Source organism: Rhodococcus sp. SORGH_AS_0301 (assembly GCF_030818285.1).
GTDB lineage: Bacteria > Actinomycetota > Actinomycetes > Mycobacteriales > Mycobacteriaceae > Rhodococcoides.
On sequence record NZ_JAUTAC010000002.1, the window covers coordinates 1,935,135 to 1,961,499 of the forward strand.

General features: G+C 68.8%; 29 protein-coding genes and 1 pseudogene. 12 read left to right on the forward strand and 18 right to left on the reverse strand.

Features of this window, described 5'->3' with window-relative positions; translation table 11 throughout:
• Window positions 1–9: 9 nt before the first annotated feature.
• Window positions 10–573 carry a dihydrofolate reductase family protein gene (locus tag QE397_RS09685; protein WP_027505399.1) on the reverse strand — a complete coding sequence of 188 codons (564 nt, stop codon included), beginning with the start codon at window positions 571–573 and terminating at the stop codon, window positions 10–12.
• A 114-nt stretch (window positions 574–687) separates the two neighbouring features.
• Here QE397_RS09685 and QE397_RS09690 point away from each other — a divergent pair, with 114 nt between their 5' ends.
• The 5 genes from QE397_RS09690 to QE397_RS09710 all read left to right on the forward strand — a co-directional run bounded on the left by QE397_RS09690 (window position 688) and on the right by QE397_RS09710 (window position 3,032).
• Entirely contained in the window at window positions 688–1,032 is a 345-nt protein-coding gene (locus QE397_RS09690) for a helix-turn-helix transcriptional regulator (protein ID WP_307093069.1), read from the forward strand.
• On the forward strand, window positions 1,029–1,505 hold the full coding sequence (locus tag QE397_RS09695; RefSeq protein WP_056444490.1) for an SRPBCC domain-containing protein: 477 nt from the start codon (window positions 1,029–1,031) through the stop codon (window positions 1,503–1,505). The genes QE397_RS09690 and QE397_RS09695 overlap by 4 nt, the downstream gene beginning before the upstream one ends.
• Before the next feature lie 15 nt (window positions 1,506–1,520).
• Window positions 1,521–2,144: an FKBP-type peptidyl-prolyl cis-trans isomerase gene (locus QE397_RS09700; RefSeq protein ID WP_155956988.1), complete on the forward strand. Its 624-nt coding sequence runs from the start codon at window positions 1,521–1,523 to the stop codon at window positions 2,142–2,144.
• A gap of 5 nt (window positions 2,145–2,149) precedes the next feature.
• Entirely contained in the window at window positions 2,150–2,350 is a 201-nt protein-coding gene (locus QE397_RS09705; protein WP_027505403.1) for a hypothetical protein, read from the forward strand.
• 346 nt (window positions 2,351–2,696) lie between these two features.
• Complete coding sequence (locus tag QE397_RS09710) at window positions 2,697–3,032, forward strand: hypothetical protein (RefSeq protein ID WP_027505404.1); 336 nt, start codon at window positions 2,697–2,699, stop codon at window positions 3,030–3,032.
• Here QE397_RS09710 and QE397_RS09715 read toward each other — a convergent pair whose 3' ends face one another.
• A complete protein-coding gene (locus tag QE397_RS09715; protein ID WP_056444488.1) occupies window positions 3,033–3,374 on the reverse strand; it encodes a nitroreductase/quinone reductase family protein in 342 nt (113 codons plus the stop codon).
• A 159-nt stretch (window positions 3,375–3,533) separates the two neighbouring features.
• Here QE397_RS09715 and QE397_RS09720 point away from each other — a divergent pair, with 159 nt between their 5' ends.
• Together QE397_RS09720 and katG are read left to right on the forward strand one after the other, a co-directional pair.
• Window positions 3,534–3,938, forward strand: coding sequence for a Fur family transcriptional regulator (locus QE397_RS09720; RefSeq protein ID WP_037185410.1), 405 nt, complete (start codon window positions 3,534–3,536; stop codon window positions 3,936–3,938).
• A 92-nt stretch (window positions 3,939–4,030) separates the two neighbouring features.
• Complete coding sequence (katG, locus tag QE397_RS09725) at window positions 4,031–6,211, forward strand: catalase/peroxidase HPI (protein WP_027505407.1); 2,181 nt, start codon at window positions 4,031–4,033, stop codon at window positions 6,209–6,211.
• Between the two features lie 61 nt (window positions 6,212–6,272).
• Here katG and QE397_RS09730 read toward each other — a convergent pair whose 3' ends face one another.
• Genes QE397_RS09730 through QE397_RS09745 form a run of 4 tightly spaced genes read right to left on the reverse strand, consistent with a single transcriptional unit; the run spans window position 6,273 to window position 10,137 of the window.
• Window positions 6,273–7,601, reverse strand: a complete 1,329-nt coding sequence (locus QE397_RS09730; protein ID WP_307093071.1) for a lipase family protein — start codon at window positions 7,599–7,601, stop codon at window positions 6,273–6,275.
• A gap of 59 nt (window positions 7,602–7,660) precedes the next feature.
• Window positions 7,661–8,650, reverse strand: a complete 990-nt coding sequence (locus QE397_RS09735) for an ABC transporter substrate-binding protein (RefSeq protein WP_307093073.1) — start codon at window positions 8,648–8,650, stop codon at window positions 7,661–7,663.
• A 56-nt stretch (window positions 8,651–8,706) separates the two neighbouring features.
• On the reverse strand, window positions 8,707–9,621 hold the full coding sequence (locus QE397_RS09740; RefSeq protein WP_307093075.1) for a TIGR03620 family F420-dependent LLM class oxidoreductase: 915 nt from the start codon (window positions 9,619–9,621) through the stop codon (window positions 8,707–8,709).
• 27 nt (window positions 9,622–9,648) lie between these two features.
• Window positions 9,649–10,137, reverse strand: coding sequence for an SRPBCC family protein (locus tag QE397_RS09745; protein ID WP_307093078.1), 489 nt, complete (start codon window positions 10,135–10,137; stop codon window positions 9,649–9,651).
• Between the two features lie 126 nt (window positions 10,138–10,263).
• Between QE397_RS09745 and QE397_RS09750 the strand changes: the two genes are divergently transcribed.
• Entirely contained in the window at window positions 10,264–11,088 is an 825-nt protein-coding gene (locus tag QE397_RS09750; RefSeq protein WP_307093080.1) for an SDR family oxidoreductase, read from the forward strand.
• Between the two features lie 17 nt (window positions 11,089–11,105).
• On the opposite strand, the gene QE397_RS09755 is transcribed toward QE397_RS09750, so the two are convergent.
• Together QE397_RS09755 and QE397_RS09760 are read right to left on the reverse strand one after the other, a co-directional pair.
• Window positions 11,106–11,825, reverse strand: a complete 720-nt coding sequence (locus QE397_RS09755) for a Clp protease N-terminal domain-containing protein (RefSeq protein WP_056444475.1) — start codon at window positions 11,823–11,825, stop codon at window positions 11,106–11,108.
• A gap of 72 nt (window positions 11,826–11,897) precedes the next feature.
• Complete coding sequence (locus QE397_RS09760; RefSeq protein WP_307093083.1) at window positions 11,898–13,427, reverse strand: NAD(P)/FAD-dependent oxidoreductase; 1,530 nt, start codon at window positions 13,425–13,427, stop codon at window positions 11,898–11,900.
• Window positions 13,428–13,481: 54 nt separating this feature from the next.
• Here QE397_RS09760 and QE397_RS09765 point away from each other — a divergent pair, with 54 nt between their 5' ends.
• The gene (locus QE397_RS09765) at window positions 13,482–14,522 is read left to right on the forward strand and encodes an AraC family transcriptional regulator (RefSeq protein WP_307093084.1); all 1,041 of its coding nucleotides are present in this window, start codon (window positions 13,482–13,484) and stop codon (window positions 14,520–14,522) included.
• A gap of 6 nt (window positions 14,523–14,528) precedes the next feature.
• Here the strand turns inward: QE397_RS09765 and QE397_RS09770 are convergent, their stop codons facing one another.
• Window positions 14,529–15,206 (reverse strand): SDR family oxidoreductase, encoded by a 678-nt coding sequence (locus QE397_RS09770; RefSeq protein ID WP_222631246.1) that lies wholly within the window; start codon window positions 15,204–15,206, stop codon window positions 14,529–14,531.
• Between the two features lies 1 nt (window position 15,207).
• On the reverse strand, window positions 15,208–16,083 hold the full coding sequence (locus tag QE397_RS09775) for an LLM class F420-dependent oxidoreductase (protein WP_056445133.1): 876 nt from the start codon (window positions 16,081–16,083) through the stop codon (window positions 15,208–15,210).
• A 90-nt stretch (window positions 16,084–16,173) separates the two neighbouring features.
• On the opposite strand from QE397_RS09775, the gene QE397_RS09780 reads away from it, so the two are divergent.
• Together QE397_RS09780 and QE397_RS09785 are read left to right on the forward strand one after the other, a co-directional pair.
• The gene (locus tag QE397_RS09780) at window positions 16,174–17,124 is read left to right on the forward strand and encodes an NADP-dependent oxidoreductase (protein WP_307093088.1); all 951 of its coding nucleotides are present in this window, start codon (window positions 16,174–16,176) and stop codon (window positions 17,122–17,124) included.
• Window positions 17,125–17,202: 78 nt separating this feature from the next.
• Window positions 17,203–18,541, forward strand: a pseudogene (locus QE397_RS09785) (NAD(P)/FAD-dependent oxidoreductase); the annotation flags it as partial.
• A 169-nt stretch (window positions 18,542–18,710) separates the two neighbouring features.
• Here the strand turns inward: QE397_RS09785 and QE397_RS09790 are convergent.
• The 8 genes from QE397_RS09790 to QE397_RS09825 all read right to left on the reverse strand — a co-directional run bounded on the left by QE397_RS09790 (window position 18,711) and on the right by QE397_RS09825 (window position 24,619).
• Complete coding sequence (locus QE397_RS09790) at window positions 18,711–19,490, reverse strand: urease accessory protein UreD (protein WP_307093090.1); 780 nt, start codon at window positions 19,488–19,490, stop codon at window positions 18,711–18,713.
• A 1-nt stretch (window position 19,491) separates the two neighbouring features.
• Complete coding sequence (gene ureG / locus QE397_RS09795) at window positions 19,492–20,172, reverse strand: urease accessory protein UreG (protein ID WP_027505415.1); 681 nt, start codon at window positions 20,170–20,172, stop codon at window positions 19,492–19,494.
• A 26-nt stretch (window positions 20,173–20,198) separates the two neighbouring features.
• Entirely contained in the window at window positions 20,199–20,861 is a 663-nt protein-coding gene (locus tag QE397_RS09800; protein WP_307093093.1) for an urease accessory protein UreF, read from the reverse strand.
• Window positions 20,861–22,582, reverse strand: coding sequence for an urease subunit alpha (locus tag QE397_RS09805; RefSeq protein ID WP_027505417.1), 1,722 nt, complete (start codon window positions 22,580–22,582; stop codon window positions 20,861–20,863). The genes QE397_RS09800 and QE397_RS09805 overlap by 1 nt, the downstream gene beginning before the upstream one ends.
• Window positions 22,582–22,914, reverse strand: a complete 333-nt coding sequence (locus QE397_RS09810; protein ID WP_027505418.1) for an urease subunit beta — start codon at window positions 22,912–22,914, stop codon at window positions 22,582–22,584. The genes QE397_RS09805 and QE397_RS09810 overlap by 1 nt, the downstream gene beginning before the upstream one ends.
• Before the next feature lie 10 nt (window positions 22,915–22,924).
• Window positions 22,925–23,227: an urease subunit gamma gene (locus tag QE397_RS09815; RefSeq protein WP_027505419.1), complete on the reverse strand. Its 303-nt coding sequence runs from the start codon at window positions 23,225–23,227 to the stop codon at window positions 22,925–22,927.
• Between the two features lie 81 nt (window positions 23,228–23,308).
• Window positions 23,309–23,746, reverse strand: a complete 438-nt coding sequence (locus QE397_RS09820; RefSeq protein WP_027505420.1) for a PaaI family thioesterase — start codon at window positions 23,744–23,746, stop codon at window positions 23,309–23,311.
• Window positions 23,747–23,905: 159 nt separating this feature from the next.
• Window positions 23,906–24,619 (reverse strand): hypothetical protein, encoded by a 714-nt coding sequence (locus QE397_RS09825; protein WP_307093098.1) that lies wholly within the window; start codon window positions 24,617–24,619, stop codon window positions 23,906–23,908.
• Window positions 24,620–24,791: 172 nt separating this feature from the next.
• On the opposite strand from QE397_RS09825, the gene QE397_RS09830 reads away from it, so the two are divergent.
• A complete protein-coding gene (locus QE397_RS09830; RefSeq protein WP_222637501.1) occupies window positions 24,792–26,327 on the forward strand; it encodes an iron ABC transporter permease in 1,536 nt (511 codons plus the stop codon).
• The last annotated feature ends 38 nt before the right edge of the window (window positions 26,328–26,365 follow it).

The window sequence follows — 26,365 nt, forward strand, 5'->3', positions numbered from 1 at the left end:
GTTTCCCCGTCAACGGCGCACATCGAACACCTGCTTCTGGACACCGTTGCCGTAGACCTCGTGCTCGACGAGCGTCAGCACCGTGGTGTCCTTGTCCGTGTCGCTGAACAGGCGCAGTCCGGCGCCGAGCAGCAACGGGAACACCAGCAGGTGGTATCTGTCGACCAGCCCGGCGTCGGCCAACGCACGTCCCAGCGTCGCGCTCCCGTGCACGAGGATCGGTCCGCCCTCGGTCTCCTTCAGCGCGGCGACGTCGTCGAGTGATCGAAGAACCGTTGCAGGCCAACGCGAATCATCATCGTCGAGCGTCGTCGAGACCACGTACCGCGGCATGGCGTTGTATCCGGCGAAGTCCTCCATCGTCGGCCACACGGGCGCGAACGCCTCGTAGGATCGGCGACCGAGCAGCAGTGCGGCGGCCTCCCCCTGCTCCCGCCCCTTGATCTCGTACGCGGCCTCGTCGAACTCGACGTCCGTGAAGGTCCAGCCCGCGTTGCGGTATCCGGCCTCTCCACCAGGCGCCTCCATCACGCCGTCGAGCGAGACGAACGCGGTGACGATCAACGTGCGCATGTGCACTCCTTCGTTCCCGGTGGGCGCTGGTCGGCCCACGAACACTCCGACCGACGCGCACCCCGAAAGTCATCGGTTGCGCCACACCCTGGATCGCCTGTAATACTTTCCCTTATGGCTAACCATATGGCAGAACTCGACGCCGTGCTCGCCGCCCTCGGAGATCCGACGCGGCGAGCAGTCGTCCGGCGTCTCGGTGCCGGTCCGGCAAGCGTCGGTGAACTGGCGGCGCCGTTCCCGATCGCGCTTCCCACCTTCCTCAAACACGTCCGCAGTCTCGAGTCGAGCGGGCTCATTCGCACGGCCAAAGTAGGACGCGTCCGGACGTGCACTCTGCACAGGGAACGACTCGACCTCGTCCAGGACTGGCTCGACGATCAACGACACCTCTGGGAGAGCCGCACGAATCGGCTCGAACAACTCGTCACCTCCCCGACTCCGACGGAAGAAGACTCATGACCGCGCTCCCGATCGATCCTGCCCTCGACCTCGTACTCGATCGCGTCATCGCGGCTCCTCGTCACCGCATCTGGGAGGCATGGACGAACTCGTCGTTGCTGTCACAGTGGTGGACACCGGCACCCACCGTCACTCGGGTGGACCACCTGGAGGTGCGACCGGGCGGGGCGTTCGTCACCGAAATGAGCGACGACGGAACGACATTCGTGCCCCACACCGACGCCGTGTTCCTCGTAGTCGAGCCCGACACCCGGCTGGTGTTCACCAACACTCTCGACAGCGGGTGGCGCCCCGCGTCGCCGCAGCCGGTCGCGATGTCAGCGGAGATCACGCTGACCGACCACCCGCGCGGCACTGCTTACCGGGCCGTCGTCCGTCACGGAGATCCGACGACACGCGATCGTCACGCGAGCCTCGGGTTCGCGGAAGGGTGGGGCTCGGTCACCGCAGCACTCGCCCGGCTGGTCGAGTAGTCGGGCGGCTGTAGCGTGTCGGGCGTGAACTCCTCTCGTACCCTCGGTGTCCTGCTGGCCTCGTCCGCGTCGCTCGTCCTGGTGCTGTCCGGATGCAGCTCCGACAACGACACGCCGTCTGCCGCCACCTCCTCCAGCGCCGCATCCTCGTCCGCGGGGTCGTCGTCGACCGCAGCTGCCGAGTCGTGCCCCACCGCGGCGCCCGAGTCCGGTGCCGCGGCCGAGTGGGACCTCGACGGTGACACGGGCAGCATCGCGGTGACCGGGTCCACCGACGATGCCGCTCCCCTGGTCACCGTCGAGGCACCCTTCAGCGTCGCGGAGACGCAGGTGCAGACATTGCAGGCCGGCGACGGCCCCGTCGTCGCGGCGGACGCCACCGTCTCCGTCTGCTACATGGGCGTCAACGGACGCGACGGATCCACCTTCGACAGCAGCTACGAGCGCGGCGCCCCGGTCGAATTCCCCCTCGACGGTGTCGTGGCCGGTTTCCAGAAGGCCATCGCCGGCCAGACCGTGGGATCGACGATCGGCGTCGCGGTGACCTCCGCGGACGGTTACCCCAACGGTCAGCCGCGCGCGGGCATCCAGCAGGGCGATTCTCTGATCTTCGCGATCAAGGTTCTCGGCGTCAGCTGAGCAGCATGACGAGGGACGTGCCGGTCGACCGCGGACCGCTGTTCGACGGTGTCCGCATCGGCCGCCCGGCGACCGGTGCGTTGATCGACGCGGGGTATCGCACGGTGCACGACCTCCCGGCGAACCTCGCGACTTTGTCCGCGCTACACGGAGTGGGGCCGTCCGCGATCAGGCGGTTGGCCGAGGCACGCGACGATCGGCGATGAGGGGAACCTCGCCAGAATCGACGCGGCACTGCGGCACCGCAGGCGGAGACTCCGCACAACGATGCGCGAGAGGAGATCTGGGCGGTTCTGGGCGAGATCCTCGTCGACCGCCTCGTCGCGAACGTGTCGGCCGGAGAGCTGGCGTCGTCGCTGCGTGAAATCGACGAGCTCTGCGACCGAGTGGAGTCGTCGTGGCCGGTGATCGATGCTCCCGATCTCGTCGCCGACCTCTGGACTGTGCCGGCGTACCTACGCCACTGCGCACCCTGGCTCGACGACGATGACAGGGCGGCGGTCCGCAGGAACGTCGGGTCCCCCTGGACCACAGCAGATCTCCCGGTCCTCGATGTCGCTCGTCGCCGCCTCGGCGATCCACGGGCGACGGCGATGCGCGCGCGCCGCGCTCGTGCCACGCTCGGTGCGCACCACCGGCGTGGGCGTCCGGCACGCCGACGTCGACGACCTGGCGGCGGTGCTGGACGAGCGGGCCGCGACGAGTGAGGGTGTGGCCTGCGTCATCGGGATGCCGTCTCTACCGGACACCGCGAGGATCCGATCGTCGAGCGCACGATCGGCGAAGGGCCTCGGGTTCGATCTCGTCGACCGGTCGAGTGCGGACAGCGCCGTCGATCGCTACGTGGCGATGACCCGCGCGACCCAGCAGCTCGTCGTACTCCGTTGATCAGCTGTCGAGGGTGATCACGACACGCACGCCCCCCTTGTCGGAGACCACCGCCTGTGCGCTCCCCCGATGCTGGTCCCCCGCGATGTCGACGGTCACCGGGGCGGGATCGGGATGGAAGTTGCGCCACCAGGCTTTCTGGCTCGGTGCCGCGACCATCACGGTGACCCTGTCGCCCGATCGCCGGTAGGAGACGGGCAGCGAGATGGTCCGGCCGGACCGTCGGCCGGTGTAGGTGATGGTGGCCAGGCCACGCCCGAGTACGGCGGACAGCACAGGCAGTCGCATCAGCGGTCGAACGACCTGGTTCGCGGCGTTGGCGACGGTCTGGAACGCGGTCATCTTCGTACCCCTTGCGAGCGATGGATGTCGCCTCGCATCATGCCCCCGCGGGGGCCGGACGACACGCCGTTCGACCCGTGTTCGCGCCCCGTTTCCTGACTCATTCCAGAAAAGTCGTGCATACTGTTCGACGTGAGCCCATCGTCGAACTACCCGGAGATGCTGCGTGGTGCCGCGCTCCGAGTCACCCGCCCCCGTCTGGCGGTGCTCGACGCGGTGCACGAACATCCGCACGCCGACACCGACACCGTCTACGGAGCCGTTCGGGCCACCCTGCCCGACGTCTCCCGCCAGGCCGTGTACGACGTGCTCCACGCTCTCACCACCGCGGGACTGGTACGGCGCATCCAGCCGTCCGGCTCGGTCTCGCGGTACGAGAGCAGAATCGGCGACAATCACCACCATGTCGTGTGCCGCGCGTGCGGCACCATCGCCGACGTGGAATGCGCCGTCGGCGAGGCTCCGTGCCTCACTCCGTCGGAGGCCCATGGTTTCGTCGTCGACGAGGCAGAGGTCATCTACTGGGGCCTGTGCGAGAACTGCTCCACCAGCGTCAGCCCCTGATCTCGAGGCGCGAAGGCGCCGCGAAATCAGTTCATTCATCTTCTCTTGGAGGGAAACTCGTGTCCGAGGACCACACAACACGCGAAAAAGAGATGAACCAGGACCAGCCGCAGGACGCGTCCGGCGGCTGCCCTGTCATGCACGACAAGATGCCGATGCCGGTCGAGGGTGGCACCAACCACGAGTGGTGGCCCAAGGCACTGAACCTCAAGATCCTGAAGAAGAACCCCGCCGTCGGCGATCCGATGGGCGCCGACTACGACTACGCGGCCGAGTTCAACTCGCTCGATCTCGCCGAGGTCAAGCGCGACATCGAAGCGGTCATGACGAACTCGCAGCCGTGGTGGCCCGCGGACTTCGGCCACTACGGCCCCTTCTTCATCCGTATGGCGTGGCACGCAGCCGGCACGTACCGCAAGCAGGACGGACGCGGCGGAGCCGGAGCCGGCATGCAGCGCTTCGCACCGTTGAACAGCTGGCCGGACAACGCGAGCCTGGACAAGGCCCGTCGCCTGATCTGGCCCGTGAAGCAGAAGTACGGCCGCAAGCTCTCCTGGGCCGACCTCATCGTCCTGACCGGCAACGTCGCCATCGAGTCCATGGGACTGCCCACCTACGGCTACGCCGGCGGTCGCGTCGACGCCTGGGAGCCGGACGAGGACGTCTACTGGGGCCCCGAGCAGACCTGGCTGGGCGACGAGCGCTACGACGGTGATCGCACGAGCCTCGAGAACCCGCTGGCCGCCGTGCAGATGGGCCTGATCTACGTCAATCCCGAAGGCCCGAACGGCAACCCGGATCCCGTGCAGTCCGCACTGGACATCCGCGAGACCTTCGGTCGCATGGCCATGAACGACGTCGAGACCGCAGCACTGGCCGTCGGCGGACACACCTTCGGCAAGACCCACGGTGCGGCCGACCCCGATGCGCACATCGGAGCCGAGCCCGAGGGCGCCCCGATCGAGCAGATGGGTCTCGGCTGGAAGAACAGCTTCCAGAGTGGTGTCGGCGCGGACGCGATCACGAGTGGCCTCGAGGTCATCTGGACCCCGACCCCGACGCAGTGGGACAACACCTTCCTCGAGACGCTCTACGGCTTCGAGTGGGAGCTCTACAAGAGCCCCGGCGGCGCACATCAGTGGCGTCCGAAGAACGGTGAGGGCGCGGACCTGGTTCCGGATCCCGCGGACCCGACCAAGCGTCGCCACCCGTCGATGCTGACCTCGGACATCGCGATGCGCGTCGACCCGATCTACGAGCAGATCACCCGTCGCTGGCTCGACCACCCCGAGGAGCTCGCAGAAGAGTTCCAGAAGGCGTGGTTCAAGCTGACCCACCGCGACATGGGACCGGTCAGCCGGTACCTCGGACCCGAGGTGCCGTCGGAGACCCTGCTGTGGCAGGACCCGATCCCGGCCGTCGACCACGAACTGATCGACGATGCACAGATCGCCGAGCTCAAGTCCACCATCCTCGATTCCGGACTGAGCACCGAGCAGCTCATCTCGACCGCGTGGGCCGCAGCGTCGTCCTTCCGCGTCAGCGACAAGCGCGGCGGCGCCAACGGCGGTCGCCTGCGCCTGCAGCCGCAGGCGGGCTGGGAGGTCAACGAGCCTGACGAGTTGGCACAGGTCATCCGCGTGCTCGAGGGCATCCAGGAGTCGTTCTCCGGAACGGTGTCGTTCGCCGACCTCGTCGTCCTCGGCGGCGTCGCGGCACTCGAGAAGGCATCGGGCGTCAGCGTTCCGTTCACCCCGGGCCGCATGGACACCACGCAGGAGCAGACGGACGTCGATTCGTTCTCGGACCTCGAGCTGAAGGCCGACGGCTTCCGTAACTTCCTCGGCAAGGGCCAGAAGCTGCCGGCGGAGTACTCCCTCGTCGACCGGGCGAACCTGTTGTCACTCAGCGCACCTGAGCTGACCGTCCTCGTCGGTGGTCTGCGTGTTCTCGGCGCCAACTACCAGAACTCGTCGCACGGCGTTCTGACCGACAAGGTCGGCACACTGTCCAACGACTTCTTCGTGAACCTCCTCGACATGGGCACCGAGTGGGTTCCCACGTCCGAGGACGGCATCTACGAGGCCAAGGATGCTGCCACCGGTGCGACGAAGTGGACCGGCACCCGTAACGACCTGGTGTTCGGCTCGAACTCCGAACTCCGTGCCATCGCCGAGGTGTACGCCTGCGACGACGCGAAGGACAAGTTCGTCCAGGACTTCGTCGCCGCGTGGGACAAGGTCATGATGCTGGATCGCTTCGAACTGGCCTGATCTCGCTCCTGAACACCACACCACCCCCGCACCGAGTCCTCGGTGCGGGGGTGGTGTCGTCTCAGCGTCGGGTGCGGCGGACGGAGATGGGGAGCCCGGTCAGCGCTCTCGCCGCCGAGCCTGCCATGGCCAGATAACCCGCGGCGCTGCGCCACGACGCCGCCACCGAGAAGACGGTCCTGGTGGCCGCGAGTCCCGGTCGGCGCCCGGCGAACCGGTCGTCGAGCCATCGCAGCGTCAGCGGGACCGACAGCGGCAGCAGCGTGATGTGCTCGCTCGTGCGATCGCGGACGTACTCGACCTCGGCACCCGCGTCTCGATAGCGCGTCACCTGCCCGTCGACGTCGTCCACGGCGATGATCTGATCGTGCGTCGCCTGCAGGACGAGCAGCGGGAATCCGGGCGCCGACCGGCCCGGCTGGATCTCCTCGAAGATCGTCACCATCTCCGGACGAGCCATGACGTCGGCGATGGGAATGGTCGAGTAGGCGTCGAGGTCGAACCCGCGGAGCGCGATGATGGCCTGCATCGTGGTCATCTTGTTCGTCGACGCCAGCAGCTCGAGACCCTCCTCGGTGACGAACTCCTGCATGACGTCGTCCAGGGCCGGGTAGGTACGCCGCAGACCCTCGATGACGAGAGTCGGCAGCGCGGCGTAGCGGGTGGCGTTCAGCCGGAAGAACGCCGACGCCGGATCACCCACCGGCGACCCGAGAACGGCTCCGACGACATCGATCTCGGGTGCGTACTCCCCCGCGGCCTCCGCCGCCCAGGACGACGCGAGCCCGCCACCCGAGTATCCCCACAGTCCGACCGGTGTGGTCGTGTCGAGACCGAGCTCGTCGAACGAGAGCGCGGCCCGGACGGCGTCGAGAGTGCAGTACCCGGGCTCGAGCGGCGCACCCCAATGCCCCTCGGCGCCTTCGTGATCCGGGATCGAGACTGCCCAACCCAGACGCAGGGCGTGCAGGACGAGCAGGAACTCGTACTGCGGCACCGTGCCGCGCGCACGTGACCCGAGCCGGAGCGCGTACGACGGGAACGATCGACCGGACACGGCGTCGATGGCGCACTGATACGACAGGAGTGGTCGCGTCGCGTCGGGGACGGCTCCGGCGGGCAGCAAGACCGTGGTGACACTCACGCGTGGCACGCGCTCGAGATCCTCGGTGCGATACAGCAGCTGCCAGGCCTGCACGCGCTGCCGCACCCTACCGAACACACCGATGCGCACGGGTCTGGTGCGCAGGACGTCGCCGCACGCGGCACTCTCGAAACCGTCGGGCGCGGCGTAGAACGGGTCTCGCTCCGGGGTGGTGACCGGGCCCTCGGACCAGTGCTCGGTCTCGGGCGGGCCGCCCCCGTCCCTGTCGTACTGCTCGATGCTCATGCCCACGGTTACCCCTGTCGTCGGGTCACACTAACCTTCCGACCCGTGAGCAGGACCGATCAGCCCTCGACGGTGCCGACGCGGGTGGCCGGATCGTCGTCCGAGGCCTGTGCGAGCACCGGGACGAGCGCGTCCACCGCGTACGGAAGGCTGAGGGGGCTGGCGAAACCGAGAGCGGCCGGCACGGTGGTCCCGAATTCGCCGACGTAGACGGTGCGATCCTCCTTCACCACGTTCAGGCTCTGCAGCAGCGGATCACCGGCGACGTCCTCGGGAGTGACGCCCAGCAGCACGAGAGTCTGCTGATCGAGCAGGTCGTAGCGCTCCGGGCTCACCGTCCCGGTGGTCTCGGGCGTCGCGAAGCCGAGGTCGGTGAAGAACCTGTTCCGCGGGTCACCGCTGTCGAGGATGTAGAAGGTGCCGTCGAGATAGAGCGCGACCGCAGCCGTGCGGCCGGCGAAGGACGGGTTCTCGGTCGTGGCGTCTACGAACGTCGCGTCGACCTCGTCACGCACGGTCTCTGCCTCGGCCGTCTTGCCCAGGGCGGTTCCGTACGCGGCCAACTGGTCTCGCCACGACGGGGTCTCCGACCCGTCCGAGCCGGGGATGTCGCCGACCGTCGTGGCGATCTGTCCGAGCTGCTGGTACTCGGGCTCCTCCAGATAGGCGTACGTCGCCATGATGAGGTCGGGCTCCGCGGCCGCGACACCTTCGAGATCGAGTGTGTCGCTTCCCACCTCGGGAATCGTGGCACCGTTCAGTTGCTGCTGGGCCCACGGTCGGGTGGTGTAGTCGTACCCCGTGAATCCGCGGGTGGCCACGGGTGTGACACCGAGAGCGAGCGCGAAGTCCTGGTCGTTGTACCCGGCGGTCACCAGACGCTCCGGCGCACCCTCGACCGTCACGGTCCCGAACTTGTCGGTGACCTCGGCCGGGAAGGCTCCCGACGCGTCCGCGGCCGGCGCCGAGTCCGTGTCCGACGAGCTGCACGCCGCCGTTCCGAGCAGAAGAACGGTGGCCGCGACGGACACACCGACGGAGACGCGCATGAAGAACCTTTCGGGGACGACTGGTGGAGCAGGCTTGCGGTAAGGCTACCCTCAGCTCAACGGGAGAGCTCGAGGGCCTCACCGAGTCGACGCCAGTCGTCCACCGGCGGAACGTTCATCGCGGATCCGAGGACCTGGACGAGGACGCTGGTCGCCCCTGCCTCGATGTGCTCGCGCACTCGTGCCACGGTCGCGTCCAGTCCCCGCGTCACCATCGCCTCGGCGAGCTTCGCGCTGCCGCCGCGGACGAAGTCGTCCTGCCCGAAACCCAGACGCTCCCAATTGTTCCGGTAGTTCGGCAGCCCGGTATAGATGTTCAGATGCGCGTGCGCGCGTTCGGCCCACACCTCCGCGTCGGTGTCGGCGACCGGGTCCACCACCGCCGCCTGCTCGACGACCAGTTCCGGGCGCTTCTCGCCGTCCCCGGCATCGAGGATCTCGCGGGCCATCGCCGTGTGTTCCGGTGTGACGAGGTAGGGATGCGCCCCCGCGGTGCGATCGCGGGACAGCTCGAGCATCTTCGGACCCAGCGCCGCCAGCAGTCGTGGCGGGTGCTGCTCCTCCCCTGCCACTGCCGCGGGTGCGTTGTCGAGTGCGTCGAGATACTCCCGCATCGCCGCGACTGGCTTGCCGTAATTGTGACCGCGCATGCGTTCGACCAGCGGAGCGTGCGACACGCCGAGTCCCAGCACGAACCGACCACCCGAAACGGCGTGCAGGGTACGGGCCGCCGATGCGGTGGCCACCGCGTCTCGGGCGTAGATACTCGCGATGCCGGTGCCGACGATCAGCGACGACGAGGCGCCGAGGTACATCTGCGCGGCGGTGAGCGCCTCGCGGCCGTAGGCCTCGCCGAACCACAGCGAGTGCCAGCCCTGCGACTCCACCTCCCCCACCACGTCGGGAACCGCGGAGGCGGAGACCCCGTCGAGCGTTCCGGTCCAGATGCCGATCGTCGCGTGTCCAGTCATGGCGTCCAGTGTGCCCGCACTCGCACCCTACGAATCCCGGGGACCGTCGACGGTCTGCCGGAGCCGTTCGAGTGTCGCCGCGATGTGATCGCCGTTGACGGTGGCGCGGTCGCGGACACCCGTCGCGAGGCCGCCGACGCCGACGAACCACCGCGGCCGCCGGTCCCACATCCGCTCGGTCACCGTGGTCTCGCCGCCGGCGCCGTCGATGTCGTAGCGCCAGTGCGCGATCGGCAGCGAGAACGGGCCGTAGTGCACGTCGAAGGCGAAGGTTGCTCCGGGGTCGGCGGCGGTCACGGTGCACGTGGTCGACCATCGATGCAGACCGTTGCGGTTCCGACCGACGAAGGATGCACCGGGACGGGCGCCGGAGCTCCCCACCCACCGCATCGAGTGCGTCTCGTCCGCCAGATCGGCGAGCCGGTCGAGATCGGTCAGGAGGGCGTACACATCGGCGGCGTCGGCGCGGACCGTCACGGATCCAGACGCGAGCGGAGCGGTCGAGTCGGGCGTCATCGATGCACCGTAGCGACCCGACCGCCTCGATACGGGCGATCGACTACGGTGTCGCCTGGAGTCAAGAACGGCAGCAGGATCTCGGCGATGATCGAGACGTTGGTACCGCCGAGCTCAGGAGTTGTCATGTCGTCCTTGCCCCCCTTCCGCTTTCCTGGCGCCACCGCGCTCGTCACCGGCGCCGCCAGTGGCATGGGTGAGCAGATGGCCCACGAGCTCGCGCGACGCGGCACGGATCTGATCCTGCTCGACCGGGACGCCGATCGGCTCGCCGACGTCGCACGCGCCATCGAGTCCGCCTCACCGGCACGCAGCGTCGACGTCGTCGTCGCGGACCTCTCCGACCTCGACGCGCTCGGCGTGGTCATCGACGGTGTGATCGAGCGGCACGAGCGCATCGACCTGCTGATCAACAACGCCGGTATCGCGTTCGGCGGCTCGTTCGAGCAACTCACCGCCAAGGACTTCGACTCGGTGATGACCATCAACTTCCATGCGCCGGTGGACATCACCCGTCGTATGCTGCCGACGATGCGCCGATCCACGGGCGCGCACATCGTCAACGTGTCGAGCTTGTTCGGCATCGTGGCGCCTCCGGGGCAGTCGGCCTACTCGTCGTCGAAGTTCGCCATCCGCGGGTTCACCGAGTGCCTGCGCCACGAACTGGCGCCGACGATCGGCGTGACGTCGGTGCACCCCGGCGGCATCAAGACCCGCATCGCCGAGACGGCCGGTTCGGCCGCCGGAGCGACGGACAAGGAGATCGCGGACGGCAAGGCCACCTTCGCCAAACTGCTCACCTATCCCGCGGACAAGGCTGCACTCCGCATCCTCGATGGGGTCGAGAAGCGCAAGGGACGGGTCCTCATCGCCGCGAGTGCCCACACCGTCGACATCCTCGCCCGCGTGTTCCCGTCCGCCTACTACGCCGTGATGCGCCGCGGCATGTGACGGACGCGCTGCCGCTCTCAGGACAGATCGAGAGCGGCAGCGAGGTCGGTCTCCACCTGGTCCCTCGTCACGCCGAGACCACTGAGCAGCCCCGTCCCGTTCTCGAACTCCAGCATCGCGAGCAGCACGTGTTCGGTGCCGACGTAGTCGTGGCCGAGGCGCAGCGCCTCGCGGAACGTCAGTTCCAGAATTTTCGCCGTCGCAGCATCGAACGGAACGAGTGCCGGCGGCTCACCGTGCTCCCCCGCGGACGAACCTCGTGCCGAGACGGCGGCGCGTACGTCGTCGGGCGTCACCGATTGTGTCGCGAGCAGACGGGTGCCGAACGAGTCGGGGTCCTGCACCAGTCCGATCACGAGATGGTCGGGAGTGATCGACGACACCCGTTGCGCTCGGGCCTCGGTCTGCGCCGCCACCACGATGTTCTTCGCGCGCTCTGTGAAACGAGCGAAACCCTGGCTCGCGTTCAACGCCTCGTCGGCGTGCGGCCTGGCCACGAACTTCTTCTGCACGGCCTGTTTGCTCACTCCCATACTGCGGCCGATGTCGGTCCAGGACGCCCCGGACCGACGTGCCTGGTCGACGAAGTGTCCGACGAGGTGGTCGGCCACGTCGCCGAGGCGCTCGGCGGCGACGACGGCTCGCGAGAGCTGGATCAGAGGGTCGGTGTCGGTGCGGGAGACAGCGACGATCAGATCGTCGAGGCGCACACCGGGCGCGGGATCGGTGTCGGTCATGCGTCGACCGTAGAACGACGACCACCCATCGTCAACTCTGAGTTGACGATGGGTGGTCCTGTGCGTTGCGGGTCAGGCGACTCCGGCGGCGCGTCGCACCGACCGACGCGGCGTTCCCGAGAGGGTCTTGCCGAGGTCGCCCCGCAGCGTGGTGATGGAGTCGAGGATGTAGTTCTGACGCACCAGCCACGGGCCGTGATCGCCCTGCCGGGGAAAGGCGTCGATCGAGCGCTGGACGTAGCCGGACTGCAGGTCCAGCAGCGGACGCTCCTCGAGCGGGCCGTCGGGCTGCGGGACGATGGACGCGAAGTCCTTGTCGTCCATGTAGCCGAGCACGCGGCACACGAGACGCGACGTCAGATCGGCGCGCAGAGTCCACGACGCGTTGGTGTATCCGATGCAGATGGCGAAGTTCGGGACACCTGTCATCATGGCGCCCTGCCACACGAACTGCTTCGACAGATCGACGGTCACGCCGTCCACCTTGGGCTCGATGCCGCCGAAGGCGAGCAGTTGCAGCCCCGTCGCCGTGACGATCACGTCGGCGGGCAACGAGGCGCCCGACTGCAGGTCGATGCCGTCGGGGCGCACGGAGGCGATGCGGTCGGTGACCACCGACGCCTTCCCCTTCTTCATCGCCTTGAACAGATCGGCGTCGGGGACGGCGCACAGTCGCTGATCCCACGGGTTGTACTCGGGCGTGAAGTGCTCGGCCACCAGCTTCTCGTCGCCCAGGATCTTGGTCGAGAGGTTGGTGAGGAGTCGCCGTGCCGCCTGCGGACGACGCCGGCAGAACTGATAGAAGCCGGTGCTGAACAGAATGTTCTTGACCCGGATCACGCTGTGCGCCAGACCAGCCGGGAGAAGATCACGAATCTTGTCCGCCTGCTTGTCACGTCCGGGGACCGCGCTGATCCAGGTGGGTGAACGCTGCAGCATCGTGACGTGACCGGCGTCGCGCGCCATCGACGGCACGAGGGTCACCGCGGTGGCGCCACTGCCGATCACGACCACGTTCTTGCCGGCGTAGTCCAGATCGTCGGGCCAGAACTGGGGATGCACCACGGTGCCCTCGAACGTGTCGAGTCCCGGGATGTCGGGGTCGTAGCCCTTGGCGTAGTCGTAGTAGCCCGAGCAGCAGTACAGGAAGCCACACGTCATCTGCTGCTGCGAGGTTCCCGACTCGTCGGTCACGTCGAGAGTCAGGGTCCAGCGAGCCTCCGCGGTGGAGAAATCCGCGCCGACGACGCGGGTCCCGTACCGGATGTGCTCGTCGATCCCGAACTCCGCAGCGGTCTCCTCGATGTACTTCAGAATCGAGTGCCCGTCGGCGATGGACTTTGCTTCGCGCCACGGCTTGAACTGGTAGCCGAGCGTGTACATGTCGGAATCCGAGCGCACACCGGGGTAGCGGAACAGATCCCAGGTGCCGCCCATCGAGGACCGCGCCTCGAGGATGGCCCACGACTTGCCGGGATGCTCCGTCGACAGGCGGTAGCCCGCACCGACGCCGGAGAGCCCGGCGCCGACGACGATCACGTCGAGATGCTCGAGGGTGGTGTCGGTCGGGGACGAGTCGAGTCGATCGGTGGTGGACGTCATGACTCCAGTGTCCTCGTGCCACCACCCGAGGGCTTGACACCTCACGACAACTAGTTGACTTCAGACGACAACTGGCCCAAGGTGAGCGCTGTGCCCGCCATCCGCTCCGCCGGTCTCCGCGGCTTCCGCGCGACCGTGGCCGAACTGGGCGGGGACGCCGAGGCGTACGCCGTCGCGGCGGGGCTGCCCGTGGACGCGCTCGACGCCGACGACCTCCTCGTCGAGGACGTCGCCATGGCCGCGGTTCTCGAGATCGCCGCGGCGGAGCTGGCGTGCCCCGATCTGGGGTTGCGGATCGCACGGCGCCAGGATCTCGGCATGCTCGGGCCGCTCGCACTCGCGATCCAGAACTCCTCGACCGTGGGCGAGGCACTCGAGTGCACCGAGCACTACCTGTTCATCCATGCCCAGTCGCTCAGCCTGCGTGCCGAACCCGACCCGTACGGGACGCCGGGGATCGTCGCGCTGCGGTACGGAACGAAGCCCGGGGTCGTCGCGCCCGTCCAGGGCACCGACATGGGGCTTGGGTTCCTCCACCGCGCCACCATCGCACTGGTCGGCGGGTCGTACGGACTCCGCTCTGTCGAGCTCCCCTACGTGCCGGCGGCTCCGGTGTCGGTCTACGAGAACTTCTTCGGCGTCGCGGTCAGCGTCGGCCGTCCCGCCGCCGTCCTCCGGGTCCCGGCCACACTCCAGAACCGACCGCTCCACGGCGGAGACTCGAACCTCAAACGGCTGGCCCTGGCCTTCCTCGCTCGGCAGGGCGCCGGACCCACCACCGACGTGGCACCGCGAGTGCGCACCATCCTGCAGCAGTCCCTCGGCACCACCCCACCGCACATCGACGGTGCCGCACATCTGCTGAACCTGCACCCGCGGACGTTGCAACGCCGATTGGCCGGGGAGGGAACGTCGTTCGCGGCGATCGTCGACGAGGTGCGCCGCACGGAGGCCCATCGGTACCTCACGACGACGTCGCTGCCGATGAGTCAGATCGCGGCCGCTGTGGGACTGTCCGAGCAGTCCGCCTTCACTCGTGCGTGCCGACGGTGGTGGAACGCGACGCCCACCACCGTCCGCCGCGGCGCTCTCTGACCCGACTCAACTGAAGTCGGTCGACGCCAGATCCTTCTCGTCGTCCACGATGGCCTTGACGATCCGGTCGGCGACAGCGTCCGGATCGAGACCGTCCGGCATGGTGGGCGCCGTACCCGCGATCGCGCGCCCTGCCAGACCGGTCTCGGTGTGCGGCGGACGTACGTCCACGACCCGCAGCTTGCGCCGACGCGCTTCCGGTCGAGCCGCCTCGACGAACGCGCTGATGCCGGCCTTCGCCGCGCAGTACGCAGCCATCCCGCCGACGGGCTTCTCCGCGATCACCCCACTGATGCTGACGACGACGCCCCCGGACTCCACCTCGGTGAGTGCCGATCGCACCAGCCGCAGTGGCGCCAGCAGATCCACCAGCAGGAGATCGTCGACGGTGTCGTCGTCCACCTCGGCCGCGGGTCCGAACGCCACCACGCCCGAGGCGATCACGACGCCGTCGAGCGTTCCGGTGTGGCTCTTGGCCGCCGCGATCAGGTCGGCCGGGGCCGCGGGGTGGGTCAGGTCCGACGCCACGAGGTGCGCGCTGCCCAGGTCGACACCGGCCAGCGTCTGCTCCGAGCGGCCGGACGCGGTGACGGTGGCGCCGGCGTCGAGCAGGCGGCGAGTGATGCGCGATCCGAGAGCGCCGGAAGCGCCGGTCACCAGGAAGTGCTTGCCCGGGAGGTCCATGTCAGTTCTCCAATCCGGCGAGTGTGTCGACCACGGCTGCGGTGGCGGACCGGGTCCAGGTCACCGGGTCCTGTCCCTGCGGGCTCACGCACACGGTGTCGACTCCGAGCGCGGCGAACCCTTCCATCTCCCGGAGGAATCCGGCCTCGTCGGCCACCGGGTCGAGCGAGGTGATGATGGTCTTCTCGATCTCCGCGTAGTCGCGGTTCTCGCGCTCGCAGTGACCGCGCAGCACGTCGAGCTTGTGTGCCACGGTCTCCTGGTCGGGGGCGAAGAGGTTGCACAGCGAGGCGTACCGCGCGACGAACGCGAGTGTCTTCTTCTCCCCCGACCCGCCGACCATGATGGGCGGACCCGGACTCTGCAGCGGCCTCGGCTCGCAGAGCGTCTCGGCCAGCGAGTAGTGCGTGCCCTCGAAGGGTCCGTCGTCGTCGCTCCACATCTGTCTGCAGATGCGTAACGTCTCCTCGAGACGCTCGAACCGCTCGGCCGTCGACGGGAACGGCACACCGAGGCCGCGGTGCTCGCGCTCGTACCAGGCCGCACCGATGCCGAGCATCGCTCGACCGCCGGAGAGCACGTCCAGGGTCGTGACCGTCTTCGCCAGGAGCCCCGGATGCCGATAGGTCACGCCCGTGACGAGCAGGCCCAGGCGGATGCTCTCGGTCCGGCCCGCGAGGAAGCCCAGCGAGGTGTAGCCCTCGAGCATGGGGTCCTGCGCGGTCGCCAGATTCTCCATCTGGAACCAGTGGTCCATGAGCGTGAACAGCGTGCACCCGCCGTCCTCCGCAGCGCGCGCGGAGTCGGAGAGCAGTCCCGCCGTGGCCGCGGAGCCACCCGGAAGGGTGAAGTAGGGATAGTGGACTGCCAACTGCACGATGGTTCTCCTCGATGGTCGGATCAGCACTCCGCCGACGCGGTGCACTCCCGGGGAACATTCGGAGCACCGGGCACCGTTGGTCCTCGTATGACTGGTTCGAGAACGACACGCACCGTGGTCGCCACGGCCTTCGGTGGACCCGACGTCCTGGCGATCCGCGACGAGGTGGTCGACGAACCGGGTCCCGGACAGGTCGTCGTGGACATTCGCGCCGCCGGCGTCAATCCGTTCGATCACAAGCTCTACAGCGGCGCATTCGGGACGGACGAGAGCACACTCCCGCTGCACCTCGGCAGCGAGGCGTCGGGCGTGGTGTCCGCGGTGGGGCGCGACGCCGTCGGACCGGCGGGTCCCGTCCGTGTCGGCGACGAGGTCATCGTTCTGGCAGACGGTGCCTACGCCGATCGCCTTCTCGTCGATGTCGACGCGGTGCTGCCGAAACCGCAGGCGCTCGGCTGGGAGGAAGCGGCCGGGTACTCCCTCACTGCGGCCACCGCCTACGACATGGCGGAGCTCGCGAGCGTCGAGGAGGGCGACTGCGTCCTGATCCACGGAGCATCCGGCGCCGTCGGCTCGCAGGCGGTCCAGCTCGCCCTGCACCGCGGAGCACAGGTGATCGGCACCGCGAATCCCCGCAACCTCGACGCGGTGCGCGCCCTCGGCGCCGTCGCAGTCGCGTACGGCGACGGTCTGCTCGACCGGGTACGCACCGCGGCGCCCGACGGCGTGGATGCCGCGCTGGACACGGCCGGCACCGACGAGGCGATCGACGTGTCCCTGGTGGTGGTGCAGGACCGGACGCGCATCGTGACCATCACTGCCTTCGGTCGGGCAGCCGACGAGGGTTTCCGGTCCGCGGGCGGCGGGAACCACGAGAGCGCCGCACGGCGCAAGGAGGCGCGTCTGCCTCTGCTCGAGTTGGCCGGATCGGTGATCACCGTGACGGTGGCCGGGACGTTTCCCCTCGCGGAGGCGGCCACCGCCCACCGCGAACTGCAGACGCACCACCCGCGCGGCAAGTACGTCCTCGTCCCCTGACGACGGCCTCGCGGAGACGCGCGGGGGTGGGGAGACTACCGTTGAGCTCAGAACGCATAGACATCTAGGAGCGGATACATGAGCGTCGAGACGAACGAGAAGAAGCGCCACCGCGTCGTCGTCATCGGTTCCGGCTTTGGTGGCCTCTTCGGCACACAGGCCCTCAAGCGAGCCGATGTGGACGTCACGCTCATCGCGCGGACCACCCACCACCTGTTCCAGCCACTGCTCTACCAGGTGGCCACGGGCATCCTCTCGGTCGGCGAGATCGCCCCCGCGACCCGCGTCATCCTGCGCAAGCAGAAGAACGCCGAGGTTCTGATGGGTGACGTCGAGACCATCGACCTGACGAACAAGACCGTCACCTCGCGGCTGCTCGAGCGCGAGACCGTGACGCCGTTCGACAGTCTCATCGTGGCTGCGGGCGCACAGCAGTCCTACTTCGGCAACGACCACTTCGCCGAGTTCGCACCCGGCATGAAGACGATCGACGACGCCCTGGAACTGCGCGGACGCATCCTCGGCGCGTTCGAGCAGGCCGAGTTGTCCACCGATCCGGCCGAGCGCGAGCGCCTGATGACGTTCGTCGTGGTCGGCGCAGGCCCCACCGGCGTCGAGCTCGCGGGCCAGATCTCCGAGCTCGCGACGCGCACGCTCGACGGAGCCTTCCGCAACATCGACGCCAAGGACGCGAAGGTGGTGCTGCTCGACGCGGCGCCCGCCGTGCTCCCCCCGATGGGAAAGAAGCTGGGCGAGAAGGCCGCGAAGCGCCTCACCAAGCTCGGTGTCGACATCCAGCTCAACGCGATGGTCACCGGCGTCGACAACGACGGTCTCACCGTCAAGGACAAGGACGGCACCGAACGCCGCATCGAGGCGCAGTGCAAGGTCTGGTCCGCCGGCGTGCAGGCCAGCCCGCTGGGCAAGCAGCTCGCCGACCAGTCCGACGGCACCGAGGTCGACCGCGCGGGCCGTGTCGTGGTGGAGCCGGATCTGACCGTCAAGGGACACCCCAACGTGTTCGTGGTCGGCGACATGATGTCGGTCAAGGACGTCCCGGGTATGGCGCAGGGCGCGATCCAGGGCGCCAAGTACGCGGTGAAGCAGATCAAGGCGTCACTCGACGGACAGAACCCGTCCGAGCGCAAGCCGTTCTCGTACTTCGACAAGGGGTCGATGGCCACCGTGTCGCGATTCAGCGCGGTGTGCAAGGTCGGCAAGCTGGAGTTCGGCGGGTTCATCGCCTGGGTCGCATGGCTCGGACTCCACCTCTTCTACCAGGTGGGATACCGGAACCGTCTGACGACGGTGATCTCCTGGTTCGTCACCTTCCTGGGCAAGGGTCGGGCGCAGATGGCGTCCACCGAACAGCAGGTGTTCGCGCGCCTCGCGATCGAGCAACTCCACACGCTCGAGCAGGAGAACCGCGTCGACGGCGTGGCGATCCCCACCCGCACGGTCGAGGCGACCTCGAAGGCGGCGGACCGCGAGTCCGGTGCCACGGCCGACGCAGCGGAACAGAGCAAGCAGCTCGACAGCACGGAGAAGCGGGCCGCCTCCGGTGCCTCACCCACACCGGCGGAGCGTCAGGGCGAGGAGCCCTCCGCGAACGACGGAGCGGCGGAGACCGCGGAGGCGAAGCGCGCAGGCTGATCTCCCCGCGCCGAGAGCGCAGCGACCGACCGGGTCACCGGGAGCCGATGGCCGAGCCAGGTGGACAGTGTTCCGCCTCCGGCCATCGGCATCGTCGTCTCCAGACCGGCCACGGTGTCGCCGGAGGGACTGTCCGCCAGGCACTCCGGCCAGGTCAACGTACTGATCGACGCGGTCGGCGCGAACAGAGCGTCGTGCCCTGCGGCGCCCCTGCCCAGGTCGAGTCGGTGGCGGAGCACCGGACCGGCCACGCCGTCGACTCGAAAGAGACCCGACCACCGGCCGTCCACTTCCCCGGTGCGGCCGATCTGGATCCGTTCGCGCACGGCGGCGCGTACCCGGTCGCCGAGATGCAGCGACACCGACGATCGGTGGTCCGCCGATCCGGCGACAATGGTGGGTTCCGGGTCCACGATCACCTCGGCGCCGTCCTCGACGTCCACGGTCCACGACGCGTGTGACACGTCGGTCGAGCGCCCGGGCAACGCCACCGAGGCGGCGACACTGCACACGTGCAGCCGCGCCCCCGCCTCGACCACGATCCGGACGTCGATGGTGTCCCCACCCAGCGGGGTCGCGGCCGAGCCGACGAGGTGGACGCGGTCGACACCGGTCCGGCGCACGGCGAGCCCACCCACCGCCTCGATGCGCGGTGACCTGCTCCGCGACGCGACGACGAGCACCGTCGAGCGCAGCGCGCCGTGCGTCGTCACGTCAGGCGGCGACGGCAGCGAGCTGCTCGCGCACCCAGGTGAGCACCACCGTCGCGGCAGGATCCTCCGTGAGCGAGATCAGAGCGGTGGGACGACCCTCACGCACCCGCACCGCGTCGTTCTCCATGACCGTGAGGTCGGCACCCACCATGGGGGCGAGATCGGTCTTGTTGATCACGAGCAGATCCGAGAACGTCACGCCGGGACCGCCCTTGCGCGGCACCTTGTCACCGCCGGCGACGTCCACGACGAAGATCTGCACGTCGATCAGCCCGGACGAGAAGGTCGCGGTGAGGTTGTCGCCGCCCGACTCGACGAGGATCAGATCGAGTGGCGGATTGGCGTCGACCAGGTCGTCGATGGCGTCCAGGTTCGCCGTGATGTCGTCACGGATCGCCGTGTGCGGGCAGCCGCCGGTCTGCACGGCCGTGATGCGCTCGTCCGGCAGAACTGCGTGACGGCGCAGGAAGTCGGCATCCTCCGTCGTGTAGATGTCGTTGGTCAGCACGGCCAGCGACAGTTCTTCGCGCAGCTGGCGGCACAGCGCCGCCACCAGTGCGGTCTTGCCGGATCCGACGGGACCGCCGATACCCACTCGCAGCGCTTCCCCGGGTGTGCGGACGCGCTTGGGCCGGTCCAGGGCGTGGGAGTGGGGCTCGCCGTCGATGAGATGCGGAGGCATGGGTGTTCTCTCTTTCTGTGGGGTGATCAGGAGACGAAGAGGGGGCGTTCGCGCCGGACGTGACGTTCGCCGAGGTGGTCCAGCAGCGGATCCGATTCGTCGGACAGAGCCGGGAGCGCGCGTGCGACCGAGGCCGCGATCCGGTCGCACTCGGCCGCGAGCGCCACGGTGCACCCCGCCACGGCGCCCGGGTCCAACGCGAGAAGTCGCTGGGCGGCGATGGCGGCGCCCGTCATGGCCGTGTAGATCTGCACGGACGCCGTCTCGTACGGTCCCGCGCCGGTGACGGCACCGACGACTCCCGCCACGACGGGCAGGTGCGGGCGCCGTCCGACCGCCGTCCAGTCGTGGTCCGGCCACACCGTCTCGGCGAGGCGACGCAACCCCCTCCCCTGGGCGCGGGACGCGGCGCGAGCCGCAGGAGACGGCGTGCGGGAGTCGGTCTCGCGATCGGCGGCGTCCGCGGGCAGGACACCGGCGGCCACAGCGGCAGCGATGGACGCCGCCACGGCGCCGCTGATGCGCATACGCCGCAGCAGATACGCCTCGAGCGTCGGCAGGTCCCGGACGAGTCCCTCGGCGATCGCCTCCTCGACTCCCCCCGAGTGCACGTGCCCACCGATCGGGAGCCGTGAGTCGGCGAGGGTGAGCAACGTGGCGAGGCCGACACCGGAATGCGGAATCGTCATCAGAACAGGAAGTACCGCTGCGCCATCGGCAGCTCCGTCGCCGGCTGCTCGGTCCAGACGTCGCCGTCGATGCGGACGGTGAAGGTGTCCGGATCGACCTCGATGCGGGGAACCGCGTCGTTGTTCACCATCTGTGCCTTCCCGATGCCGCGGACGTTCCCGACCGGAACGAGTCGACGCGCGACGTCGAGGCGATCGGCCAGCCCGTCGTCGAGCGCCTGGGGCGCGACGAAGTGCACGGACGTGGCGGCCGCCGCCTTGGGTGCCGCTCCGAACATCGGTCGCGGCAGTTCCGGCTGCGGTGTCGGAATCGAGGCGTTGGCGTCGCCCATGGTGGCCCACGCGATCATGCCGCCCTTGATCACCAGATGCGGCCGGACACCGAAGAACGCCGGCTCCCACAGCACGAGGTCGGCCAACTTGCCGGGCTCGACGGATCCGACCTCGCCGTCGAGTCCGTGTGCCACGGCCGGGCAGATCGTGTACTTCGCGACGTACCGCATCGCGCGGTTGTTGTCCGCACGGTAGTCACCGGCGAGGAAGCCACGACGCTTCTTCATCACGTGGGCCGTCTGCCACGTCCGCATGACCACCTCACCGATGCGTCCCATGGCCTGCGAGTCGCTGCCGATCATCGAGATGGCACCCATGTCGTGCAACAGATCCTCGGCCGCGATGGTCGAGGGGCGGATGCGGCTCTCGGCGAACGCGAGGTCCTCGGGAATGGACGGGCTGAGGTGATGACAGACCATCAGCATGTCGAGATGCTCGTCGAGAGTGTTGACCGTGTGCGGCCGAGTCGGGTTGGTCGAACTGGGGAGCACGTGGGGCTGCGAGGCGACCGTGATGATGTCCGGCGCGTGCCCGCCGCCCGCACCCTCCGTGTGGTACGAGTGGATGCCGCGACCGGCGATCGCGCCGAGGGTGTCCTCGACGAAGCCCGCCTCGTTCAGCGTGTCCGAGTGGAGCGCCGCCTGCACACCGGCCTCGTCGCAGACCCGCAGGCACGCGTCGATGGCGGCCGGCGTCGAGCCCCAGTCCTCGTGCAGCTTGAATCCCGATGCGCCGGAACGTAACTGCTCCCACATCGCGTCGGGTGAGACGGTGTTGCCCTTGCCCAGCAGCGCTACGTTCAGCGGCCACCCGTCCATGGCCTCCAGCATCCGCGCCAGATGCCAGGCACCCGGGGTCACGGTCGTGGCCTTCGTGCCCTCGGCGGGGCCGGTGCCACCGGCGATGATGGTGGTGATGCCACCGCCGAGCGCCTCCTCCATGAGCTGGGGGGCGATGAGGTGCACGTGGCAGTCGATGGCGCCGGCGGTCAGGATCTTGCCGTTGCCGGCGATGATCTCGGTGGACGGCCCGATGACGAGACCGGGATGCACTCCCGGCATGGTGTCCGGGTTCCCGGCCTTGCCCAGCGCCACGATCCGTCCGTCACGCAGTCCGACGTCGGCCTTGATCACGCCCCAGTGGTCGAGGACCACGACACCGGTGATGACGGTGTCGGGCGCACCGTCGGCCCGCGTGGCCCGCGACTGTCCCATCGACTCGCGGATCACCTTGCCGCCGCCGAACACGGCCTCGTCGCCGGCGAGACCCGGCCCACCGCTGCGGTCCTCGGTGATCTCGATCAGCAGATCGGTGTCTGCCAGGCGGATCCGGTCACCCGTGGTGGGTCCGTACAGCTCCGCGTAGCGCGAACGATCGAGGTACGCCATCAGTGACCGTCCCGGGGTGTCGTGTCGTCCAGTGCGCCGGGCGGGGTGAGCGAGATGCCGTGAACCTCGCGGAGACCGCCGATGTCGACGAGCACGACCTCCTGCGCGATACCCGGTTCGAACCGCACCGCGGTGCCCGCCGGGATGTCGAGGCGCTTCCCGTGCGCGGCGACGCGATCGAACGTCAGCGCGGCGTTGGCCTGCGGGAGATGGACGTGACTTCCCACCTGCACCGGCCGATCGCCGTCGTTCACGACGTCGAGAGTGAGCGACGCACGACCGGCGTTGAGCTCGATCGACCCGTCCTCGGTGATGATCTCTCCGGGAATCACGCGCACTCCTTCACGAGATCGGGTCATGAACGGTGATGAGCTTGGTGCCGTCCGGGAACGTGGCCTCCACCTGCACCTCGTGCAGCATCTCCGGGATGCCGTCCATCACGTCGGCGCGGGTCAGCACCTCACGGCCCGACGACATCAGTTCCGCCACGGACCGCCCGTCGCGTGCGCCCTCGAGCAGGTGGTCGGTGATCAGCGCGATCGCCTCCGGATGGTTCAACCGGAGTCCGCGCTGCTGCCGGCGACGCGCCAGTTCCGCGGCGTAGCTGAGCAGCAACCTCTCCTGCTCGTGCGGAGACAATCTCATGGGGGACACTTCCCTTCGCGGCGAACGACGGCGACAGGCAATGCTGGCACGACCTCGGCCGTCGCGCTCGCCGGACGCGCGTCAGGACGCGCCGATCCGCCCCGTGTCCTCGATGTTCTGCAGTCGGACCTGGCCGCGGGCGATGAGACGGTCCGCGGCATCGGTGATGGTGACGGTCCAGATCTGCTGGGTCCGCCCGCGGTGCACGGGCAGTGCCTCGGCGGAGAGCACGCCCTCGCGGGCGGCGCGGATGAAATCGGTGGTGTTGTTGACTCCGACGACGTGGCCGCGATCCCCCAACCACAGGGCGCCCGCCGTGCTCGCCAGCGACTCGACGACGGCGCAGTGCACGCCGCCGTGCACGATCCCGAACGGCTGCAAGAGCTCCGGGCGCACGGTCCACTCCGCGGTGACCCGATCGGGCCCCAGTTCGCGGAACTGCAGACCCAGCACCTTCCCGAAACCGCTGTCCAGCTGCTCTCGAAGTTCGTCCGACACCGACGGTGACACATCGTTCATGGCGTTCAGTGAATCACGTGGACGGACACGAAGCGGCGGGCCTCGCAGTGTGTCGCGAGGCCCGCCGGGGCACGGACGCCGACGTCGCTGCAGCCCTCAGGACGTCGGCACGATCCGAAGTTCGTGTGGCTCGGACTATACAGGATAGCCTTGCCTAAGTCACGCAAGTCGCCGTAACCGAACGCGCCACCCCGCGTCGACGAACGCATCGAGGAGCATCTGCCCCCTGTGCCAGCCGCCGTCACGAGACACGCCACCCAGCAACGGAACTCGTGCCGAGGCGCCGAGGACCGACTCGCCCACGATGCGGCTCATCTGCGTGGCGTCCAGAGGACCGAGCGCGGACAACCCTGCCGCGGCGACCTCGAGCGAGCGAGCAGCGCGATGCGCGGTCCAGGCCGCGAGCGCCTCGTCGCACGGCATGACCACCGTTCCCGCGGTCGCGCCCGAGCCGGACACCGAGCGCAGCGCCGTGTCCCGCACGCCCGCCCAGTCGATGCCCACGTCGCTGTCGAGATGGATCCAGAGATTCTCGGGGCCGGGGTCCCACACCCGTCCACATCCGACGAACGCCGCGGCCGACCGTCCCACGACCGCGTGCACGAGTGCGGCCGCCACCTGGTCCACCGCACGACGCGGGTCCGGATGGTCGAGCGACGACCGGCGCAGCAGGGCCTCGAAGCGGCCCGACTCGAGCCCGGTGGCGAACGACCACCAGCGACGCTTGCTCTGCTCGGCCATGTCCGCGACGGCGTACACGCGGGGGGCCTCCGGATCGAGGTGTCGCAGAGCGGTCATGGTGTGCCGGAAGGCGGTGGACACCGCGGCTCGACGATCGTGCGGTGAGACGACGGTGTCGATCGTGACTGTCATCGGATGGAACTCCTCGTCTGCAGGTGCCCGGACGGTGACACGCACCGACCGGTCGAGGCGACCGGTCGAGTCATAAGGTAAGCCTAACCAATACATCAAAGACAACCGGGTGTGGTTCGCATCACCGCGAGACCGCGCCGCCACACGACTGCTTAGGCTTGCGTAACCTTCCATGAGAGACACCACCACACCGATCGAGGAGGACCGCGTGACCGACACCGCGTCCGGACCTCTCGCATCTCACCCCGGCCCCAACGACCTCCCCGAGCCCGGCACCACGGTTCGTCCCGATCGCGACTACTCGATCGCCGACGCGGATCGGCGGGCGCCCGGCCGGGTGACCGTCGCGGCAGCCTCGGCGGTCGACGTCGGTGTCGTCCTGCTCCCCCTCGTGCTCGGCCTCGTCGTCGTCCGATCGCTCGCCGACGACAACGGCGGCGGCCAGGTCGACCGCGCGGTCTTCGGCGTCATCGCGGTGCTCGCGGCCGCGGGTGTGCTGGTGTGGAACCGGGGGTTCCGGGACGGTCGCGCCGGACAGAGCGTCGGAAAGTCCCTGTTCGCCCTCGTGCTGCGGGACGCCGAGACCGGTGACGCGGTGGGCGTCCGACCTGCTCTGACGCTGCGTCGGAAGCCCGGTGTCGAGACGGTCCGGCTCACCGTCGCGGTCGCGGAGGACTTCGAACCGGTCGCTCCGGACACCTCCTCGGCAGCGACCCGTCGACGCCGAACCTCCGGACTGATCATCCTCGTCGCCGCCATCGTGCTCGTCGCGCTCATGAGCGTGGCCGTCGGTGCGCGGCCGCTCACCTTCGCCGAGATCTTCCATGCGCTGTTCTCCGCCACCGGGACCGACACCGACGTGATCGTCCGGTCGCTACGCCTCCCCCGCACGATCCTCGGACTCGTCGTGGGCATCGCACTCGGCGTCGCCGGCGCCCTGATCCAGGGCCACACCCGCAATCCGCTCGCCGATGCCGGGTTGCTCGGCCTCAACGCCGGTGCCGCCTTCTTCGTCGTCATGGCGATCTACCTCTTCGGCATCACGTCCCCCGGTGGCTACCTCTGGTTCGCCTTCGCCGGCGCTGCCGCGGCCAGCATCGTCGTGTTCGGTACCGCGTCTCTGGGCGGGGCGAGGGCCAACCCGCTGTCGTTGGCCCTCGCGGGAGCCGCGATCGCGTTCTTCCTGCAGGCCATGACCAACGCGGTGGTGCTGCTCGATCAGACCACCCTCGACAGCTACCGGTTCTGGGTCGTCGGCTCCGTCTCGGGACGCGGGCCGGACATCTTCTGGACCGTGCTCCCGTTCATCGTCATCGGGCTGATCATCGCCGTCGCGGGCACGCCCGCCCTCAACACGATCAGCCTCGGTGACGACGTCGCCCGCTCACTGGGCACCAACATCACCCTCACGCGCGTCGTCGGCATCGTGGCCATCACACTTCTGACCGGCGCGGCGACCGCTGCGTGTGGGCCCGTGGCCTTCGTCGGACTGGTGGTGCCCCACATCGCGCGTGCCATCACCGGCCCGGACTATCGCTGGCTGCTCCCGTTCGCCGGCGCGCTGGGCGGTGTCCTGCTCGTGCTCGCCGACGTCATCGGTCGCGTCGTCGTGCGGCCCGGTGAACTGCAGGTCGGCATCGTGCTCGCGCTGATCGGCGCGCCGTTCTTCATCGCCCTGGTACGCCGTCGGACGTTGGTGTCGCTGTGACCGCCCACCCGACCGTCCGTTCCGCGGCGACCGCGCCG